Below are 18,156 nucleotides of genomic sequence, written 5' to 3' on the forward strand. Positions count from 1 at the left end.
CGTCGCCGGGTAGCCCCTCGCAAGCGTTGTCTCACTCGGTGTGCTCCTTCGTTGGGACGTGCGCTGGTGGTGGGTCGCCGGCCCCTCTCGGGCCGGTCGGCTATGCGCCGCAGCTGAGGGCGGGGTGGTTGGCGGTGACGACGGTGGTGACGGTGGTGCCGTCGACGGTGCCGGTGGCGCGGATGGTGGCGGTGCCGGCGGGGATGGAGGTGGCGCGGGTGGTGAAGGACTGGTAGGCGTTGGCGCCGGGTGCGACGGCGGTGACGGTGCGGGTGCCGTACGCGGTTTCGAGGGTGATGTCGACGGGTGCGGTGTGGCCGTTGGTGGCCTGTACGGCGACGTAGGCGCGGCCGCCGACGCACCGGGTCTGCGCGCTCGCCGTCACCGGCAGCTCGGGTTCGGCCCGCAGCACGCCGAGCCGCGCCAACTGGAAGCTGAGCGACCGCTGCGGCGCGTCGATCTGGTTCTGGGTGCCGAACCGGCCGGCCCGGGCCGCCTTGGCGGTGGCGAGCGCGGCCCGCATCGCCGCCCAGGCGTCCGCCGGGTAGTGCCGGCTGTCGAGCGTCTCGGCGTGCGCGATGGCCGCGTCGAGCGCGCCGGTGTCCAGCGGCAGGCCCTGCGCGGTCAGCGTGTCGCTGAGCAGGTAGTGGTCGAAGTCGACCCGCCCGCCCGTGGCCTGCGTGGCGTAGTTGAACAGGCCGACCCGGTGGCCCATGAAGTGCGCGAGGCTGCCGTCGAGCGTCTGCGGGCCGACCCGGTTGCCGAGCTGCGTCCAGGTGAGCCCGTCGAGGCTGTAGTAGAAGGTGGTCCAGAGCTGCCCGACCGGCGCGGCGAAGTCGAGATCGGCCTTCACGTGCACCACGGTCGCGTCGCCCAGCGGCACCGTCGTGCCCGGCAGGAAGCTCTCCAGCGCGGCCTGGTCGAGGTCGACCGCGAACGGCTGCCCCCGGTTGACCACGCCGAGGGTGTTCTGGCCGTCGACGCGCTTGACCGCGACGTACGAGAAGCCCCGGTTGTAGGCGGCCAGGCCGGCGACGTCGCCGTTGCGCATGCCGGAGATGTCCATCCGGGTCTCGGCCGACTGGCGCGGGCCGAAGGTGCGCTGCGACAGGGTGTTGCGCGCCTCCTCGAACCAGGCGAGTTCGGCCCGGTTCGACAGCTTCGTGTAGACGTACTGGCCGGTGACCACCTTGCCGGTGGTCAGCCGCAGCCAGCCCTCCCGGTCGGTGAGCGACCAGTACCGGTTGTCCGGGGCGTGGTTCCACTCCCAGGCCAGGTCCAGCCGCGAGCCGTTCGGGGCGATCTCCGCCTCGGTCGGGTGTTCGGTGGTGACGGGCTGCCCGACGACCGAGACGTCGTCGATCAGGTATTCCACCGTGGACGACGCCGGCTGCGGGTTGCCCCACGGCGTCTCCACCGCGAACTTGACGTTGGCGAGGTTCGCCGTCGCCGGGAACGTGTACTGGCCGGTGACCGTCGTCCACTGGCCGACGGGGACGGTGCCGAAGGTCATCACCTGCACGCCGGAGCCCCAGTCGGCGGCCAGGTTGAACCGGACGCTGGCCGGGCCCGAGGTGTACTTGATCTTCGCCGACACCGTGTAGGTCACACCGTGCTGGAGCTTGCCGGCGAGATTCTGGTGGGGGCCGGAGCCGTTGAGCGTGCGGTTGCCGACCCGCAGCGCCGCCGCGCCCGAGGCGGCGTCGGCCGGCTCCAGGGCGAGGGTCGCCCCGAACTGCGCGGCCCACGGCGAGACGCTGCCGGACTCGAAGCCGGCGTTGCCGAGCAGCTCGACGCCGAGAAGCGACTCGTCGAGGTCGGGCGGCGTCGGGATCGTCCACTCCTCGTCCTGGTACGCCTTGTGCGGCGCGTCGTTGGCGAAGTCGTCCGAGGCGACGATGCTCTTCTGCCGTTCGAGGGCCTCCTCGGCAGGGCTGAGCCGGATCGGCTTGGCGAACGCGCCGTCGACCGGCACGACCCCGTTGTTGCCGAACGTCGGCCACCCGTCGGACCAGGTGGCGGGGATGAGGGCGGGGATGCGGCCGATCGGGAACGTGTCGCGGAAGAACATCCCGTGCCAGTCCGTCCCGCCGCCGGCGCGCGCGACCGGCACGAGGCTGCCCTGGGCGAAGCCGTTGGAGTTGAGCACGCCGCGCGCCTCGTAGGTGTTGACCCCGCCGGCCGAGGTGTACCGCCCGAGCAGGTCCTTCGAGCGGAACATGACGACCTGACGCCCCTGGCCGGAGGGCCAGGTGATGATGACGGCGTAGTACCAGCCGTCGATGTGGTAGAACTGCGCGCCCTCGAACAGGCCGCCGATGAACGGTTGGCCGGCGTAGTCGGCCGCCGTGAAGATGTTCGGGTAGTCCTGCTCGATCGCGGTCAGGCCGGCGTTGAGGCGTACGGCGCTGGTGCCGCCCGAGCCGTAGAAGATGTACGGCGTGCCGTCCACGTCGAAGAAGAGCGACGGGTCGTGCAGGCCACGGCCGAGGGCGGTGCGCTGCCACGCGCCGTTCTCGATGTCGTCGGTGCGGTAGATGTACGCGCCGTTGAGGTTGTTGGTGTTGAACGCGACGTAGTACATGCCGTCGTGGTAGCGCAGCGACGACGCCCACTGCCCCTGCCCGTACGAGTTCTGGCCGTTGCGCAGGGAGAACGAGTCGCCGATGCTGGCCCGGTCGAAGACGTAGTTGACCGTCTCCCAGTTGACGAGGTCGTACGACTTCATGATCGGCGCACCCGGGCTCAGGTGCATCGTCGTGCTGATCATGTAGTAGATGTCGCGGCCCTCGTCGTTCTCGGCGGCCGGGACCCGCTCGACGCTGATGTCCGGCACGTCGGAGCGCAGCAGCGGCACGGTGTACGTGCCGTCGCCCCGGTCGGTCGACGTGTGCGACGACTCCGGGGACCACTCGTCGGCCGCCTGCGCCGCTGTGCCGATCGTCACGACACCGGCGCACAGGAGGAGCGCCCCCACGGCTGCCAGTGAGACCCGTCGTAGCCCTCCGGAGGCACCACGACCCACGGTTACTTTCATGCGAACTCCTGCCGCCAACGTAACGGGAGGTTCATAGTGTTATCGCTCACATGCGGTGTCAAGACGTTCCCGAGACTTGTCGGAAATCTTCGTGAAACAGTCGCCGCCCGGCGTGGAAGCGCTCCCGTAGCGGCAGATCAGCCGCGCTCCGATCAGGTGCAAGTCGCCCCGTTCGCGGCGAATCACGTGAGCGCGACCTATGGGGCAAGGGCCCGCGAGTGCCGAATGCCGGGTCACGATGTTTGCGCTAACACGTACCTGTCGTGAGGGGGGCCAAGAATAGCGGCGGCAGTCGCTCCCAATCGCTCGGGAGGCGCAATTCAAAATGAGTCCCGTCGATCTGCCGATGCATTGTCGGCGGTGATTCGGGTCGCCGGTCGAACGCTGCGCGGGGGCTGACCCGAAACCCGGCCGCCGGGGAGACTGCGGTACGGCCCGCACCGCGCGGGCCACCTCGACCCCGGGAGGCAGCAGATGACTCCGGCCCAGGCCCACCCCACCCCCGGCACCGCCGGCTGGAGCGACGGCGCGTTCACCAACCCGGTGCTCGCCGGTCTGCACCCGGACCCGAGCGTCTGCCGGGTCGGCGACGACTACTACCTGGCCTGCTCCAGCTTCGAGTACTTCCCCGGGGTGCCCATCTTCCACAGCCGCGACCTCGTGCACTGGGCACAGATCGGCAACGTGCTGGACCGGCCCGGCCAACTGGTGCTGCCCGCGACGACGCCGTCGTCCGCCGGCGTCTACGCGCCGACGCTGCGCCACCACGACGGCCGCTTCTGGCTGATCGTCACCAACTGCGCCGACGGCGGCGGCAACCTCCTCTACACCGCCACCGACCCCGTCGGCGACTGGTCGGATCCCGTCCGGCTGCCCGGCATCGCCGGCATCGACCCGGACCTCGCCTGGGACGACGACGGCACCTGCTGGTGCACCTACGCCGGCATCGAGCAGGTGCGCCTCGACCCGCACACCGGGCGGACGCTCGGCCCGCCCCGCCGCCTGTGGTCCGGCGCGCCCGGCGCGCAGGCACCGGAGGCCCCACACCTGTACCGGGTCGGCGACCACTGGTATCTCCTGATCGCCGAGGGCGGCACCGAACGCGGGCACGCCGTCTCGATCGCCCGCGCCCCCGCGCCCGACGGGCCCTACGAGCCGTGCCCGGCCAACCCGATCCTGACCCACCGGGGCACCAACCGTCCGATCCAGAACACGGGCCACGCCGACCTCGTCGAGGCGGCCGACGGAACCTGGTGGATGGTGCTGCTCGGCGTACGCCCCGGCGGCGGCACCCCCGGCTGGCACGTGCTCGGGCGGGAGACGTTCCTGGCCCCGGTGACCTGGGTCGACGACTGGCCGGTGGTGGGCGCGGTCGAGCCGGTCATGCAGGCGCCGCCGTGGCCCGCGCACCCGGTGCCGACGTCGCCCGTGCGGGACGACTTCGACGCCGACGGGCTGCACCCGCGCTGGGTGTCGGTGCGGTCCCGACCCGCCGGGAGCTGGTCGCTGACCGAGCGGCCCGGCTGGCTCACGCTGCGGGCGCGCGGCGCGTCGCTGGACGAGCCCGACGTCACGTTCGTCGGCCGCCGCCAGCAGCACCTGTCGTGCCGGGTGCGGTCGCTGGTCGACGCGACCGGGGGGCGCGGCGGCCTCGCCGTACGCCTCGACGAGCGGCACCACTACGAGATCGAGGCGGGCGACGGCGAGGTGCGGGTGCTCGCGCGGATCGGTTCGGTGCTGTCCACGGTGGCCACCCGGCCCGTCGGCGCCGGCCCGGTGTGTCTGCGCGTCGACGTGGTCGCCCCGTCGCCCGGCGACTGGCACCCGGCCAAGGAACCCGACGTGCTCCGGTTCGGCATCGAGGCGGCGGACGGCACGTACGACGTGCTGGGCACGCTCGACGGCCGTTACCTGTCCACGGAGGTCGCCGGCGGCTTCACCGGCCGGGTCGTCGGCATGTACGCCGGGTCCGGCAGCGTCCGCTTCGACTGGTTCGACTACGAGCCCCGCGACCTCGCGCGCGCGGACGGGGCGGTGCCGTCCGGGGCCGAGCCGGGGCGCTGACGGCCGGCGGGCCCGGAGCCGGGTGGCTCCGGGCCCTGATCGTGCCGTGCTCAGGGGCTGGTGCAGGAGACGTTGCTGGGCGCGGGCCCGTCGCCGGTGGCGGTGAACCCGAACGTCGTCGAGCCGTTCGGGGCGACCGTGCCGTTGTAGGCGGCGTTCTTGACGGTGACGTTGCCGGTGGTGCCCGTGTTGGTGCCGTTCCAGACGCTGCTGATGGCCTGGCCGCTGCCCAGCGTCAGGCGTACGGTCCAGCCGTTCAGCGTGGCGGTGGTGCCGTTGGCCACGGTGACCTCACCCTGGAACCCGCCGGGCCAGCTGTTGACCGCGCGGTACGTGGATGTGGGTCAGGCTGCCCCGGCTCGGCTCGCGCGGGCTCTGCGCGGTGCAGCCGTTGTTCCTGACGAACGTGTCGCGCAGCGACCGGCCCGCCGAGATGTTCAGCACGCTGTCGTGGATGCCGTGGATGCCGAAGTACGCCACCGGCTGGGTGCCGGGGTTGCAGCCGCTGAGGTTGGCCCCGGACAGGACGCTGACCGCCCGGATGACGGTGGGCCGGGCGCAGGCCACCGCGTAGCTCATGGCCCCGCCGTAGCTCCAGCCGAGCGCGAAGCGCTGCGTCGTGTCGACGCAGAGGTCGTTCTCGATCACCCGGGAGATGTCGTCGAACAGGGTCAGGTCACGACCGTTGGTGTTGGCCCAGCCGTTGTCGATGCCCTGCGGCGCGACGAAGATCGTGCTGTTGTTCGACAGCGGCAGCAGGCCGTAGTAGCCGGCCGAGGCGACGTTGTTGGCCGAGCCGTTCAGCCAGTGGAAGCCGAAGATCAGCCGGTAGGGGCGGTTCCTGTCGTACCCGTCGGGGATCCGCAGGATGTAGCTGCGGTTCTGCCCGCTGCTGGAGATCGTGCGCGTGCCGCTGGTCAGCGTGGGGGCCTTCCCACAGCCGGCGGTCGCCGCGAGCGTGCCGTTCGTCGCGGCCTCCGCCGCCTGGCCGAGGCTGCCGGTCAGCACGCCGCCGGCGGTGGCGACGACGAGCGCCGCCGCGGCCGCGACGGAGGAGAGGACGTATCTGTGCTTCCACTGCCTCACCATTGCCTGGTTCCTTCCATCGATCGTCATGTGCGTGGTGGCGGCCCGGCTGCCCGGCCGGGCCACGGGGTGGTGGCGGCCACGGGCGTCCGGGCTCGATCTTGGGTCGCCGGGCTGCGGCGCTCCCCGCCCCGTCGGGCGCGCGGCGCGGTTGCGCAGAGTTTTCGGGCGACTACTTCCCCGGGCGGTGCAACTCCCCGGCCGGGTGGCTCCGTTCTACCTCCGTCACGAGGAGGCAGTCGACTTGAAAGCCGAAGACGAGCAGGCGTTCCGCGAGTTCGTGACGTCAGAGATGGCGTCGCTGCGCAAGCTGGCGTACATGACCTGCGGCGACTGGCACACGGCGGAGGACGCCGTGGCCAACGCGCTGGTCAAGCTCTACCCCCGCTGGCGGAAGCTGGAACGGCCCGATCTCTACGCCAAGACCATGGTCTACCGGGCCGCGATCGACGAGACCCGCCGGCCCTGGCGACGCGAGCGGTCGGCCGGCGACGCCATGCCGGACGTGGCGCTGCGGGACCCGGCCGCCGCGGCCGACGAGCGCATGCGCCTGCGGGCGGCGCTCGACGCCGTGCCGGCCCGGCAGCGGGCCGCGGTCGTGCTCCGGCACTACCTGGGCCTGAGCCTGGAGGACACGGCCGGCGTGCTCGACTGCACGGTGGGCACGGCCAAGAGCCAGGCCTCCCGTGGCCTGGCGAAGCTGCGCGAGGCCCTCGCCGGCGAACACATCAGTCTCACCGGGAAGCAGATGGAGGAGTGGACCAGTGCAGTTGCGTGAATTCGTGGACGCCGTGACGGGCGAGGAACCGCCGATGGCCCGCACCGTCGACGACATCGTCGCGGCCGGGCGGCGGGCCGAGCGGCGACGCCGGGCCAGCTTCGCGTCGGCGGGCGCGGCCGGTCTCGTCGTGGTCGCGGTCACCGGCGCGTTCCTGCTGCCGACCTCCGGCGCCGAGCGGAACACCCCGGCCACGCCGGCCCAGGCCGGCGCGACGGCGGCCGGGCCCGCCGCGGCCACGTGGTCCGACGCCGCGCCGTTCACCTTCACCTTCCAGGGGTACGACGCCGGCACGCTGCACGTGCAGGACCCGATCGTCGCGTCCACCGCCTACCAGATCGCCTCCGTCTACTCCGACCGCCACACCTCGAACGACAGGCCCGTCACGGCCGAGGAGGAGGCTGGAACGCGGGGCGACATCCTCGAGTGGAAGAAGAGGGCGGCCAAGGGGAAGCCGAGCCTGTGGGCGTACCTGACCGTCTACCGGCCGGGCGCCTTCGACCCCGCCAAGATCAAGGGCGGCGAGAAGGTCACCGTGGCCGGTCGCAAGGCCATCCAGGCGACGCTGCCGGTCGGCCTCGACCCGCAGGGCCCGACGGACGCGCGCAACAAGCTGTTCGCCTGGGAGTACGCCCACGACGCCTGGGCGGCCGTCACGTCGATCTCCAGCGACCAGGCCGCGCCGAGCTTCCGGGACCTGGGCGGCCTGGTCGAGGGCCTGAAGCCCAGCAGGCCGAAGCCGGCCCCGGTGCCGTTCACGGTGGGCTACGTGCCGGCCGGCTACCTGCCGTTGCAGAGCGGCACGCACGCCATGCCCGGCCTCAGCGGCATCGCCACGGCCCGTGCCGGTGACTACGGCGGCGCGACGTACGCCAGGCCGGCCATGCCCACCTCGGGCCTCACCGCGCCGTACGACGCGGTCGAGGGCACCATCAAGGACGGCTTCCACATCTTCGTCACGCCGAACACCAGCTCGAACCAGTCGCCGGAGCCCGGCACGACGAAGTGCTACCGCACCACCGACGGCCCCGCGCGGGGTGGCTTCTGCAACGTCTGGAGCGCCGACGGCAGCGTCGTCCTCCAGGTCAGCAGCCAGGGCCTCGGCAACAGGCTGCCGCTGGCCGAGGTGGAGAAGGTCGCGAAGGGGATCACGGTCGCCGACGTCGCGGACGAGTCGACCTGGACCCCCGCCGCGACGGCCCTGCGTCCGTGAGGAATCGGCACCTGGAGGTGGCGGGGGCCTGCTTGGCGGGGCCGGCTCCCGGGGGCGGGGCGGGGAGCTGAGGCTGGCCTGATCGTCACGGCGACAACGGCACTGCGCGTCACCGGCAGTGCCGTTGTCGCCGTTTCGGGTCCAGGTCATCGGTCGGCAGTGGTCGAAACTTTCGGGCATCTCGTTCGAAACTACCGGTTGAAACGCCCGGGGTTGTCTGTCAGCGTTGATAACCATCGATCGATGTGAACGTAGACCTGGCCCGTCCCGGCCCGGCCGGACCCACCGCACCCACCCCACCACCAGGAGGAACCGACAGTGCGAGGACACGCGCACCCCCCGCCCCCGGGGAACACCAGCGCCGGCCGGGTGGCCCCCGGCCTGCGGGGACGACTGGCCAAGCTGGCCGCAGCCGGCATCGCCGCCGCCGTCGGGCTGTTCACCATCGCGGTGGCGACCGGGTCGGCGTCGGCCGCCGACAACCCGTACCAGCGGGGCCCGGACCCCACCCGGGCCAGCGTCGCGTCCGAGAACGGCCCCTTCGCCAACACGTCGGTCGCCGTCCCGACCGGCTACGGCTTCAACGGCGGCCGGATCTACTACCCGACCGACACCAGCCAGGGCACCTTCGGCGCCATCGCGATCTCGCCCGGCTACACCGCGCTGTTCTCCGTCGAGCTGGCCTGGATGGGGCCGTGGCTGGCCTCCCACGGCTTCGTCGTGATCGGCATCGAGACCAACAGCCGCAACGACTTCGACACGGCCCGGGGCACCCAGTTGCTCGCCGCGCTGGACTACCTGACCCAGCAGGGCCCGGTCCGCGACCGCGTCGACTCCAGCCGGCTGTCCGTCGCCGGTCACTCCATGGGCGGCGGTGGGGCGTTGAGCGCGGCCATGCGGCGCTCGTCGCTGAAGGCGGCGGTCGGCATCGCGCCGTACTCGCCGTCGTCGAACCTGGCCACCGACCGGGTGCCCACGATGGTCTTCTCCGGGCAGGCCGACACGGTGGTCACCCCGTCCTACGCCACCGGCCTCTACAACAGCCTCCCGAGCACCACGGAGAGCGCCTACCTGGAGGTCGCGGGCGCCGACCACGGGTTCATGGTCGGCCGGTCGAACCCCGTGCTGATCCGGACCATGCTGCCGTTCCTCAAGATCTTTGTCGACAACGACGCCCGCTACAGCCAGTTCCTCTGCCCGCTGCTCGACACCAGCGGCGTGGTCACCTACCGCAGCACGTGCCCGCTGCTGCCCACCCCGCCGACCAGCCCGACGGCGACCCCCACCACCACCCCGGCCACCCCTCCGACCACCCCTCCGCCCGGCACCGCCAGCCAGCTCGTCGGCGCGCAGTCGGGCCGGTGCGTCGACGTGCCCAACGCCTCCCGCGCCAACGGCACCCGGGTGCAGCTCTGGGACTGCAACCGGCAGTCCAACCAGTTGTGGACGTACACCTCGACCAAGCAACTACGGGTGTACGGCGACATGTGCCTGGACGCGGCGGGCACGGGCAACGGCGCGGCGGTCCAGATCTACGGCTGCCACGGCCAGGCCAACCAGCAGTGGAACGTCAACTCCAACGGCACCGTCAGCAACGTGCAGTCCGGGCGCTGCCTGGACGTCTGGAGCACGGCCAACGGGGCGCAGATCCAGCTCTACGACTGCCACGGGCAGACCAACCAGCGGTTCAACCTCACGCCCCTCGCGTGATGATCACGGCCGACGGGCCCCGGGCGGCCTCGGAGGCCGTCGCACCCCGACCCGGCCGCACCGCCTGAGGCGGTGGCGATCGCCGACCGGCCCCGCTCGTCCCCCGAGCGGGGCCGGTCCGGCCGCACCGGCCGGTGGGGCGGTTCAGCCTGCCGACCTCTCGTCCCCGGGGCTCACCAGGATCATCCGGCGACGCCGGGCAGCGAGGAACAACGCGGCTCCGACCGCCAGCGCCGCGACGCCGATCCCGCCGATCAGACCGGCCTGCGGCCCGGTGACCGGCAACCCGCCGTCACCGCCGCCGCCACCATCCTCGCCGCCATCGTCGCCGCCGCTCTTCGCGGCCAGCACCACGGCGAACCCGTCCTCGTTGTCGCTGTCGTCCGTGTCGGCCACCCGTACGGCGACGGCGTTCGCGGGCAGCGCGGTGCGCGCAGGCTTGGAGCGGTCGTCCGTCGACCGCTCGGCGAGGCCCTCCACCTGCACGGTTCCGCCCCGCAACGTCGCCGGGGCGGTGGCGGAGGCCGCGGTCTTCACCAGGTTGAACAGCTCGACCGCCGAGTAGGTCGTGTCGTTCGGATCGGTGTCCTCGACGGCCGGGACGAGGGTGAGGCTCTCGTAGGTGCAGACCGCCGACCGCCCGGCGTCGGCGAGCACACACTCGGTCGGCTGGCTGGTGAAGGTCACCCCCTCCGGCAGGCGCAGCGTGACCCGCACTCCGCTGACGGCCTTCCGGCCCTGGTTGGCGACGGTGTGCCGGACCGCACCCGTCTCACCCGGGTGCAGCGTCCCGGTGGGCTCGGGCGTGCCGTCGGCCCCGACCCGCACCGACTGCTTCACGGCCGGGGCGACCACCGAGAGGTCGGCACTGGACTGGTCGACCAACTCCAGCGGGAACCATCCGGTGTTGTCGGCCGGGTTCGCGTCCTTCTCCGGCCCGATGGTGACCGAAGCCTCGAACTTGCCCTCGTAGGGACCCGCAGCCCCGTAGACGGTCGCGTCGACGGGAACGTCGACGGTCTCACCCGGCCCCGGAATCAGCTCGGGCAACAGTCGGCAGTAGAACCCGCCGAAATCACCGTCGCACTCGCCCACGCCACCCTTTGAGTGCCAGATCAGGCCGACCGGCAGGGGGCCGGGGCCCTCCTGCGGCTGGCGGACCCTGACGACGACGTCGGTCGGGGTCTCGTCCCCCAGGTTGCTGACCCTCAGATGGACGACCTTCCTCTCGACCCCCAGCGGGACTCTCGTCCCGGACGCGGCGACCGCGAGGTCCGGGCCCTTCTTCGCCGCCTCGGCGGGGCCGGCGGGGACAGCCACCCCGGCGGCGAGGAGCAGCGCGGCGGCGACAGTTCGCGACAGCCGCCGACGACCAAAGCTCATGGCAGAACCCTTCAGGACGAGCGGACAGGGTGGTGGAGAACACTATCGGCAATCGGCTTCCGTGAGTGCCCGTCGCGTTGGCGAAACCGGGGCGGCGCTGGAGTCGCGCGGCGGAGGATCGCGCCCGTGCGAGGTCGGGGGTGACACCGGCGGGGAGCGGTGTCACGGGCACCTCCATGGGGGCTTATTGCCAACTTTTGGCAACTGCGCGATAGTGGCATCAGTGGGCGGGTGCTCCGGCGGCGCGATGATCCGAACCATCGCCGGGGCGCCCGCCCAGCTCATGCGACGACGAACGTTCGAGGAGCCGCCGCCCGTGGCCGCACGATCCCTGGAGTACGTCATGGTCAAGCCCCTGCCCGCGCGCGTGACGGCGGCGGCCGTCGCCGCCCTGCTCGCCGTCGCCGGCTGCTCGTCGCCGACGACGTCGTCCGGCGGGGCGGGCGACGCCGGCACGCTGGTGGTGGCCACCGCGGGTGAACCGGACACCCTCAACCCGGTGCTGAACTACGGCGTCGACGGCGCGTCGCTGATCTTCGACGGGCTGGTCGCCCGGGACGCCGGCAACCGGCTGGTGCCCGCCCTGGCCCGCGACCTGCCGACCGTGTCGGCGGACGGCAGGACCGTGACGGCCAAGCTGCGCGAGGGCGTGCTGTTCCACGACGGCACCCCGCTCACCGCCCAGGACGTCGTCTTCACCTACCGGGCGGTGCTCGACCCGAAGGTCGACTCCACGCTGCGCTCCGACCTGGACATGCTCGCCTCCGTGACCGCGCCCGACCCGGCCACCGTGGTCTTCACCCTGAAACACCCGTACGCGCCGTTCCTGCAGCGGCTGGCGCTGGGGATCGTCCCGGCGAAGGCGTTCGCCGGGCAGGACGTCAACAAGGCCGAGTTCAACCGCAGGCCGGTCGGCACCGGCCCGTACCGGGTGACGGCGTGGACGCCGGGGGACCGGCTCGTGCTCGCGGCCTACGACAGGCACTGGGGCGGCCGGCCGAAGAACCCGGGTGTCGTGGTCGCGTTCGTCGCCGACGACAACGTGCGCGCCCAGCGGATGCGGGCCGGGGAGTTCGACGCGGCCGAGCTGGCACCCAAGCTGGCCACCGGCTTCGACGGGCAGGGCGGCTACCGGGTGCAGCGGGTCCCGACCGCCGACTACCGGGGCGTCATGCTGCCCATGGGCAACCCGGTCACCGGCGACCTGGCGATCCGGCGGGCCCTGAACACGGCGGTGGACCGGCAGGCCATGGTGACCGGCGTCCTCGGCGGGGCGGGGGAGCCGGCGTTCGGGCCGGTGCCGCCCTCCTCGGAGTTCGCCGAGCCGTCGATCGTCGGAAGGGCCGCCGCCGACCCGGCCGCCGCGACCGCGACCCTGGACGCCGCCGGCTGGAGGCCGGGCCCGGACGGCATCCGGGCCAGGGGCGGCCGGCAGGCCGCGTTCACGCTGATGTACCCGGCCACCGACAGCCTGCGCAAGGAACTGGCCCTCGCCGTCACCGCCGACGCGAAGAAGATCGGCATCAGGGTCACCCCGGAAGGGCTGACCTGGGACGCGATCACCCCACGGATGAAGACCGACGCGCTGGTGATGGGCTACGGCACCCCGTACGACCCGGATTTCGTCTCCTACAAGCTGTTCGGCTCGGCCTTCGCCGGGCAGGGCTTCTTCAACCCCGGCTCCTACCGGTCCGCCGTCGCCGACCGCGCGTTGCAGCAGGGCCGCGACAGCGCCGACCCGGCCGTCCGCAGGGCCGCCTACGCCACCTTCCAGCAGCAGCTCGCCGCCGACGTGCCGTGGGTGTTCCTCACCTACCTGCAGCACACCTACGTCGTGAAGGACACCGTGGCGGGGGTGACGCCGCGGGTGGAGCCGCACGAGCACGACGTCGCCAACAGCCTCTGGTGGAACGTGCACACCTGGACGAAGCGGCCGTGACCGCGGCGACGGCCGGGCGTCGGCGGCTGGCCGGGGCCGGGGCGGTGGTCCGGCGGCGGCTGCTGGTGGCCGTACCCGTGCTGGCCGCGACCAGCATGGGCATGTTCGCCCTCGGCGCGGCCTCCCCGATCGACCCCGCGCAGCAGTACGCGGGCGCGGCGGTGTTCACCACCAGCGAGGAGAACCTCGCGCAGATCCGCGCGAACTGGGGCGTCGACGACCCGCTGCCCGTGCAGTACGCCCGCTGGATCGGCAACCTGCTGCGCGGCGACCTGGGCTGGTCGACCAGCCGCCACGAGCCGGTCACCTCCGTGCTGGCCGCCCGTGCCGGCTGGACCCTGCTGCTCGTCGGCACCGCCCTCGCCCTGGTCCTCGTGGCCAGCGTGCTGCTGGGCACCCTCGCCGCGTACCGGCGCGGCGGCTGGTTCGATCGGGCGCTGCGCGCCGCCGCGTACGCCGTGCAGTCGATGCCGGTGTTCTGGATCGGCCTCGCGGCGATCGCCGTATTCGCCCTCGCCCTGGGCTGGTTGCCCGCCGGTGGGCTCACCGACATCACCGCGACCGGCACCGACCCCGCCGACGTGGCCCGGCACCTCGTCCTGCCCGTGACGGTGCTGGCAATCTCCCAGGCCCCGTGGTTCGTGCTGTTCGTCCGCGACGCCGTCGCCGAGAGCCTGCGCGACGACCACGTCCTGGCCGCCCGCGCCCGCGGCCTGCCGGGCCGCACCGTCCTGTTCGGCCACGCGCTGCGCACCGCGCTGCTGCCGTTCCTCACCCTGGTCGGCGCGCATCTGCCCGAACTGGTCGGCGGCGCGGTCCTGGTGGAGACCGTGTTCTCCCTGCCCGGCCTCGGCGCGGTCACCGTCGCGGCCGCGCTGGGCGCCGACTTCCCGCTGCTCGCGGCCACCACCCTGGCCACCGCCGTCGTGGTCCTGGCCGCGAACCTCGCCACCGACCTCGCCTACGCCGCCGCCGACCCCCGGGTACGCCTCGATGACTGACCTCGCCCGGCCGCCGGCCACCACCCCGGCCCGCACCCACCCGCCGACCCGGGTCCGCGCCGGTCGCCTCGGCGCGGGCGTGGCCGTCGGCGTCCTCGCCGCCGCGGTGGCCGCGTGCCTGCTCGCGCCGCTGCTGTGGCCACTCGACCAGAGCGCGGTCGACCTCGCCCGTACCCGCCTCGCGCCCTCGCCCGACCACCTGGCCGGCACCGACGACCTCGGCCGCGACGTGGCGCTGCGCAGCCTCTACGGCCTGCGGGTGTCGCTGCTGGTCGGCGCGGTCGCCGCCGGAGTCGCCACCGTCGTCGGTGGCCTCGTCGGCGCGGTCGCCGGCACCCTCGGTGGCCGGCTCGACCGGGCCCTCATGCGCGTCGTCGACACCGTCGCCGCCCTGCCGCACCTGCTGCTGGGCATCTTCGTCGTCGCGATGCTGCGCCCCGGCCTCGGCGCCGTCATCGCCTCCATCGGGCTGACGCACTGGCTGTCCACCGCCCGCATCGTCCGCTCCGAGCTGCTCAGCCTGCGCACCCGACCGTTCGTCGACGCCGCCATCTCCGGCGGGGCCTCCCGCACCCGCGTGCTCACCCGGCACCTGCTGCCGCACGTCCTGCCGCGACTGGCCCTGGCCACCACCCTGATGGTGCCGCACGCCGTCTGGCACGAGACCGCCCTGTCCTTCCTCGGCCTCGGCCTGCCCCCGCACCTCGCCTCCATCGGCAACATGATCAACGACGGGCAGCGGTCCCTGCTCACCGGAGCCTGGTGGGCCAGCATCGTCCCCGGCCTCCTCCTCGTCGCGGTCACCCTCGCCCTCGCCGTGCTCACCGGCCGCTGGCGCGACCGCCTCGACCCCCGCGTCCGAGCGGAGCTGCACCTGTGACCACCACCGTCCCCACCGACACCCGCCGCGCTCACGCCCTGCTGGGCGTCGACGGGCTCACCGTCCGCTTCCACCTCCGGGGTGCCGTGGTGCACGCCGTCACCGACCTGAGCCTCACCCTGCACCCGGGCGAACTGCTGGCCGTCGTCGGCGAATCCGGCTGCGGAAAGTCCGTCCTGGCCCACGCCCTGCTCGGTCTGCTGCCCCGCAACGCCACCGTCACCGGACGCGCCCACCTGCACCCGCCGGACGGCCATCCGGTCGACCTGATCGACGCCGGTGAACGACACCTCACCCGCCACGTACGTGGCCGCGCCGTCGGCCTCGTCCCGCAGAGTCCCGCCACCGCGCTCACCCCGGTCCGCAGCGGCCGGCGGCTGCTGGAGGAAACCCTGCGCGCCCACGGACACACCCGCCGCGCCGCCCCCGCCGCCGCCGACCGGATCGCCGCCGACGTCGGACTCGACCCCGGCGACCTGGACCGCTACCCCCACGAGCTGTCCGGCGGCATGGCCCAGCGGCTGGCCACCGCCCTGGCCCTCGCCCCCGACCCGCCGCTGCTACTCGCCGACGAACCGACCACCGGCCTCGACCGGCCCCTGGTCGACCACACCCTGGACCTGCTGCGCCGCCGCTGCGACACCGGCGCGGCCGTGCTGCTCATCACCCACGACCTCACCGCCGCCCGCCGCGTCGCCGACACCGTCGCCGTCATGTACGCCAGCCGCATCGTCGAACACCGCCCCACCGCCGCCCTGTTCGACGCACCCGCCCACCCCTACACCGCCGGGCTGCTCGACGCCCTGCCCGACCGGGCCTTCACGCCCGTGCCCGGTCATCCGCCCATGCTCACCGACCTGCCCGACGGCTGCGCCTTCGCCCCACGCTGCCCCCGCGCCACCGACGCCTGCCACATCCCACCCCGCCTCCTGCCCGACGGCGCGGGGCGGGTCGCCTGCCACCACCGGCTCACCCCCGGAGCGCCCGCATGACCGTCACCACCGACGACACCGTGCACGGGGCCGCAGCCGGCGGGCTCGCCGCGCGGCGGGTCACCGTCGCGTACGGCCGGCAGCGCGTCCTCGACCGGGTCGACCTGCACATCGCCCCCGGCGAGACGGTCGGACTGCGCGGGCTCTCCGGCAGCGGCAAGTCCACCCTCGCCCGTGTGCTCGCCCTCCTGCACGCCCCCGACAGCGGCCACGTCACCATCGACGGGCACCCCGTGGGCGGTGCCCGGCACCGGCTGCCCGCCGCCCTGCGGACCCGCGTCGCGATCCTGTTCCAGAGCCCCCGCTCCGCCACCGATCCCCGGCTGAGCCTCGCCGACCTCATCGCCGAACCGCTCCGCGCCACCGGCGCGTCCCGCGACCAGGCGTCCGCCCGTACCGCTGACCTGGCCGACCTGGTCGGCCTCACGCCCGACCTGCTCGCCCGCCGCCCCCACGCGGTCAGCGACGGGCAACTGCAACGCGCCTGCCTCGCCCGCGCCCTCGTGCACCGGCCCGACTACCTGCTCTGCGACGAGGCCACCGCCATGCTCGACGCCTCCACCCAGGCCCACGTCGCCGCCGTCGTCACCGACTACCAGCGCCGCAGTTCGGCGGGGGTCCTGCTCATCACCCACGACCCCGCCCTGATGAGCCGCTGGGCCACGCGGGTGGTGGACCTCCCTACGCCGTGAGGGTGGGGATCGGGGCTGCCTTCGTCACCATCGGGCGCGGGGTGCCGCCCGACCTGTAGCTGCCCCTCATCAAGCCACGGGCTGGCGACGGGGTGCGCCGGGCAGGGCACGCAGGGCCGGCGACACCTGAACCGTGGCCGCGATCCGGTGCGCCTCGTCGAGCAGATGCCGGCCCCATCGGTCCCAGAGGCCGTGGAGTCGAGCGGTGAGCACGACGGTGTCCATGGATGCGGAGGGCAGCGCCGTCCGCAGGCCGATGGCGTGATGGAAGCGATGCCGCCCGCGCTCGAGGTCCGGCTGAATCGTCTCGTCGAACTCGATCAGTTCGGCGTCCGGCAGATCCGCGGGCAGCCGTTGCCCCGCGCCCACGACGGCGACCCGGCCGGGGCGTACCGGGCCGGCGGCGCGTATGGCGTCGGCGATTTCGCCGCTGACGTCGAGCCCCCGTGCCGCCTGCCGCCATTCGGTCAGCTCTCGGTATGCGTCCGCGACGGGCCAGAGCTCGTTCTGGCGGAACGTCGCCCAGGTCAGCTCGCCGAGCGGATCGCGATGCAGGTCGAGAAAGTGGTCGAGGTTGACGAACAGGCTGGCCAGGTTCCCCTCGACGTCGCGGTCGTGCGGGGCTTCGACGACCCACGCCGACCGACTAAATTTGATCTTGATGCCGTGCCGGATCAGGCGCAGCCCGATCTCCATGTCTTCCGAGCCCCAGCCCGGGAAGCTCTCCGTGAAGCCGCCCACCCGGAAGAAGTCGGTGCGACGGACCGAGCAGTTCATCGACCAGTAGAAGATCCATGGGAGCGGGTGGCGGTCGGGGTCGAAGTCGAGGGCGGCCAGGTGCTCGTGGCGCCAGTCGAAGAAGCGCGGGTCGTGTCCGTACCGGTCGACAACCCCCGCTGCGCCGCCCTCGGTGACGAGCAGCTCGGCAAGATCGGGGGTCGGATCGTACGGTCGGTAGCCGTAGGCGTATCCCGCGACGGCGTGCCCACCGGCCGGGCCGTCCGCGTGGGCCGCCAGGTGGGCGTCGAGGAAGCCTGGACCCGGAAGGCTGCCGGTGTCGAGGAAGACCAGAATCGGGGCGGTCGCCGATCGGGCACCCCGATTGCGGGCGGCCGACGCCCGGAACCCGAGATCCGGCTGGTAGGCGTAGCGCAGCGGGAGGACGGACTGGAACGCGTGGCAGACGTCGAAACTGTCGTCCGTCGAGCCGTCGTCGACGACCACCACCTCGAACCGGTCGGGGGACATGTGCTGCCGGGCGAGGTGCTCCAGCGTCGTGCGTAGGTGATGACTGCGGTTGTACGTCGGGATGACGACCGACAGATCGGGCGCCTCAGGAAGTGTGCGCATGACTCTCCTCCTCGGTGCTGCGTGAGACCGC

12 protein-coding genes and 1 pseudogene are annotated in these 18,156 nt (G+C 73.0%); 9 read left to right on the forward strand and 4 right to left on the reverse strand.

Translation table 11 applies throughout. From position 1 onward, the window contains the following. Positions 1-100 precede the first annotated feature (100 nt). Positions 101-2,947: a family 43 glycosylhydrolase gene (locus tag GA0070558_RS23175; protein ID WP_439709628.1), complete on the reverse strand. Its 2,847-nt coding sequence runs from the start codon at positions 2,945-2,947 to the stop codon at positions 101-103. Between the two features lie 564 nt (positions 2,948-3,511). Here GA0070558_RS23175 and GA0070558_RS23180 point away from each other — a divergent pair. Continuing rightward, positions 3,512-5,101, forward strand: coding sequence for a glycoside hydrolase family 43 protein (locus tag GA0070558_RS23180; RefSeq protein ID WP_091283523.1), 1,590 nt, complete (start codon positions 3,512-3,514; stop codon positions 5,099-5,101). Positions 5,102-5,151: 50 nt separating this feature from the next. On the opposite strand, the pseudogene GA0070558_RS23185 reads toward GA0070558_RS23180, so the two are convergent. Beyond that, positions 5,152-6,190, reverse strand: a pseudogene (locus tag GA0070558_RS23185) (CE1 family esterase). A gap of 241 nt (positions 6,191-6,431) precedes the next feature. On the opposite strand from GA0070558_RS23185, the gene GA0070558_RS23190 reads away from it, so the two are divergent. The 3 genes from GA0070558_RS23190 to GA0070558_RS23200 all read left to right on the forward strand — a co-directional run bounded on the left by GA0070558_RS23190 (position 6,432) and on the right by GA0070558_RS23200 (position 9,888). Beyond that, a complete protein-coding gene (locus GA0070558_RS23190) occupies positions 6,432-6,965 on the forward strand; it encodes a SigE family RNA polymerase sigma factor (RefSeq protein WP_091283525.1) in 534 nt (177 codons plus the stop codon). Further along, complete coding sequence (locus GA0070558_RS23195) at positions 6,952-8,178, forward strand: hypothetical protein (protein WP_091283527.1); 1,227 nt, start codon at positions 6,952-6,954, stop codon at positions 8,176-8,178. The genes GA0070558_RS23190 and GA0070558_RS23195 overlap by 14 nt, the downstream gene beginning before the upstream one ends. 318 nt (positions 8,179-8,496) lie before the next feature. Further along, entirely contained in the window at positions 8,497-9,888 is a 1,392-nt protein-coding gene (locus GA0070558_RS23200) for a poly(ethylene terephthalate) hydrolase family protein (RefSeq protein WP_091283529.1), read from the forward strand. A 144-nt stretch (positions 9,889-10,032) separates the two neighbouring features. Here the strand turns inward: GA0070558_RS23200 and GA0070558_RS33510 are convergent, their stop codons facing one another. Then, entirely contained in the window at positions 10,033-11,271 is a 1,239-nt protein-coding gene (locus GA0070558_RS33510) for a COG1361 family protein (RefSeq protein WP_176734318.1), read from the reverse strand. 316 nt (positions 11,272-11,587) lie between these two features. Here GA0070558_RS33510 and GA0070558_RS23210 point away from each other — a divergent pair, with 316 nt between their 5' ends. The 5 genes from GA0070558_RS23210 to GA0070558_RS23230 are packed head-to-tail and all read left to right on the forward strand — an operon-like array spanning position 11,588 to position 16,775. Continuing rightward, entirely contained in the window at positions 11,588-13,210 is a 1,623-nt protein-coding gene (locus tag GA0070558_RS23210) for an ABC transporter substrate-binding protein (protein ID WP_256092080.1), read from the forward strand. Next, on the forward strand, positions 13,207-14,211 hold the full coding sequence (locus tag GA0070558_RS23215; RefSeq protein WP_091283531.1) for an ABC transporter permease: 1,005 nt from the start codon (positions 13,207-13,209) through the stop codon (positions 14,209-14,211). Before GA0070558_RS23210 ends, GA0070558_RS23215 begins: the two co-directional genes overlap by 4 nt. Then, positions 14,204-15,091, forward strand: coding sequence for an ABC transporter permease (locus GA0070558_RS23220; protein WP_091283533.1), 888 nt, complete (start codon positions 14,204-14,206; stop codon positions 15,089-15,091). The genes GA0070558_RS23215 and GA0070558_RS23220 overlap by 8 nt, the downstream gene beginning before the upstream one ends. After that, positions 15,088-16,083 carry an ABC transporter ATP-binding protein gene (locus tag GA0070558_RS23225; RefSeq protein WP_091283535.1) on the forward strand — a complete coding sequence of 332 codons (996 nt, stop codon included), beginning with the start codon at positions 15,088-15,090 and terminating at the stop codon, positions 16,081-16,083. The genes GA0070558_RS23220 and GA0070558_RS23225 overlap by 4 nt, the downstream gene beginning before the upstream one ends. Beyond that, on the forward strand, positions 16,080-16,775 hold the full coding sequence (locus GA0070558_RS23230; protein ID WP_091283537.1) for an ABC transporter ATP-binding protein: 696 nt from the start codon (positions 16,080-16,082) through the stop codon (positions 16,773-16,775). The genes GA0070558_RS23225 and GA0070558_RS23230 overlap by 4 nt, the downstream gene beginning before the upstream one ends. 69 nt (positions 16,776-16,844) lie before the next feature. On the opposite strand, the gene GA0070558_RS23235 is transcribed toward GA0070558_RS23230, so the two are convergent. Further along, a complete protein-coding gene (locus GA0070558_RS23235) occupies positions 16,845-18,125 on the reverse strand; it encodes a glycosyltransferase (protein ID WP_091283539.1) in 1,281 nt (426 codons plus the stop codon). Between the last annotated feature and the right edge of the window lie 31 nt (positions 18,126-18,156).

The organism is Micromonospora haikouensis, assembly GCF_900091595.1.
Classification (GTDB): Bacteria; Actinomycetota; Actinomycetes; order Mycobacteriales; family Micromonosporaceae; genus Micromonospora; species Micromonospora haikouensis.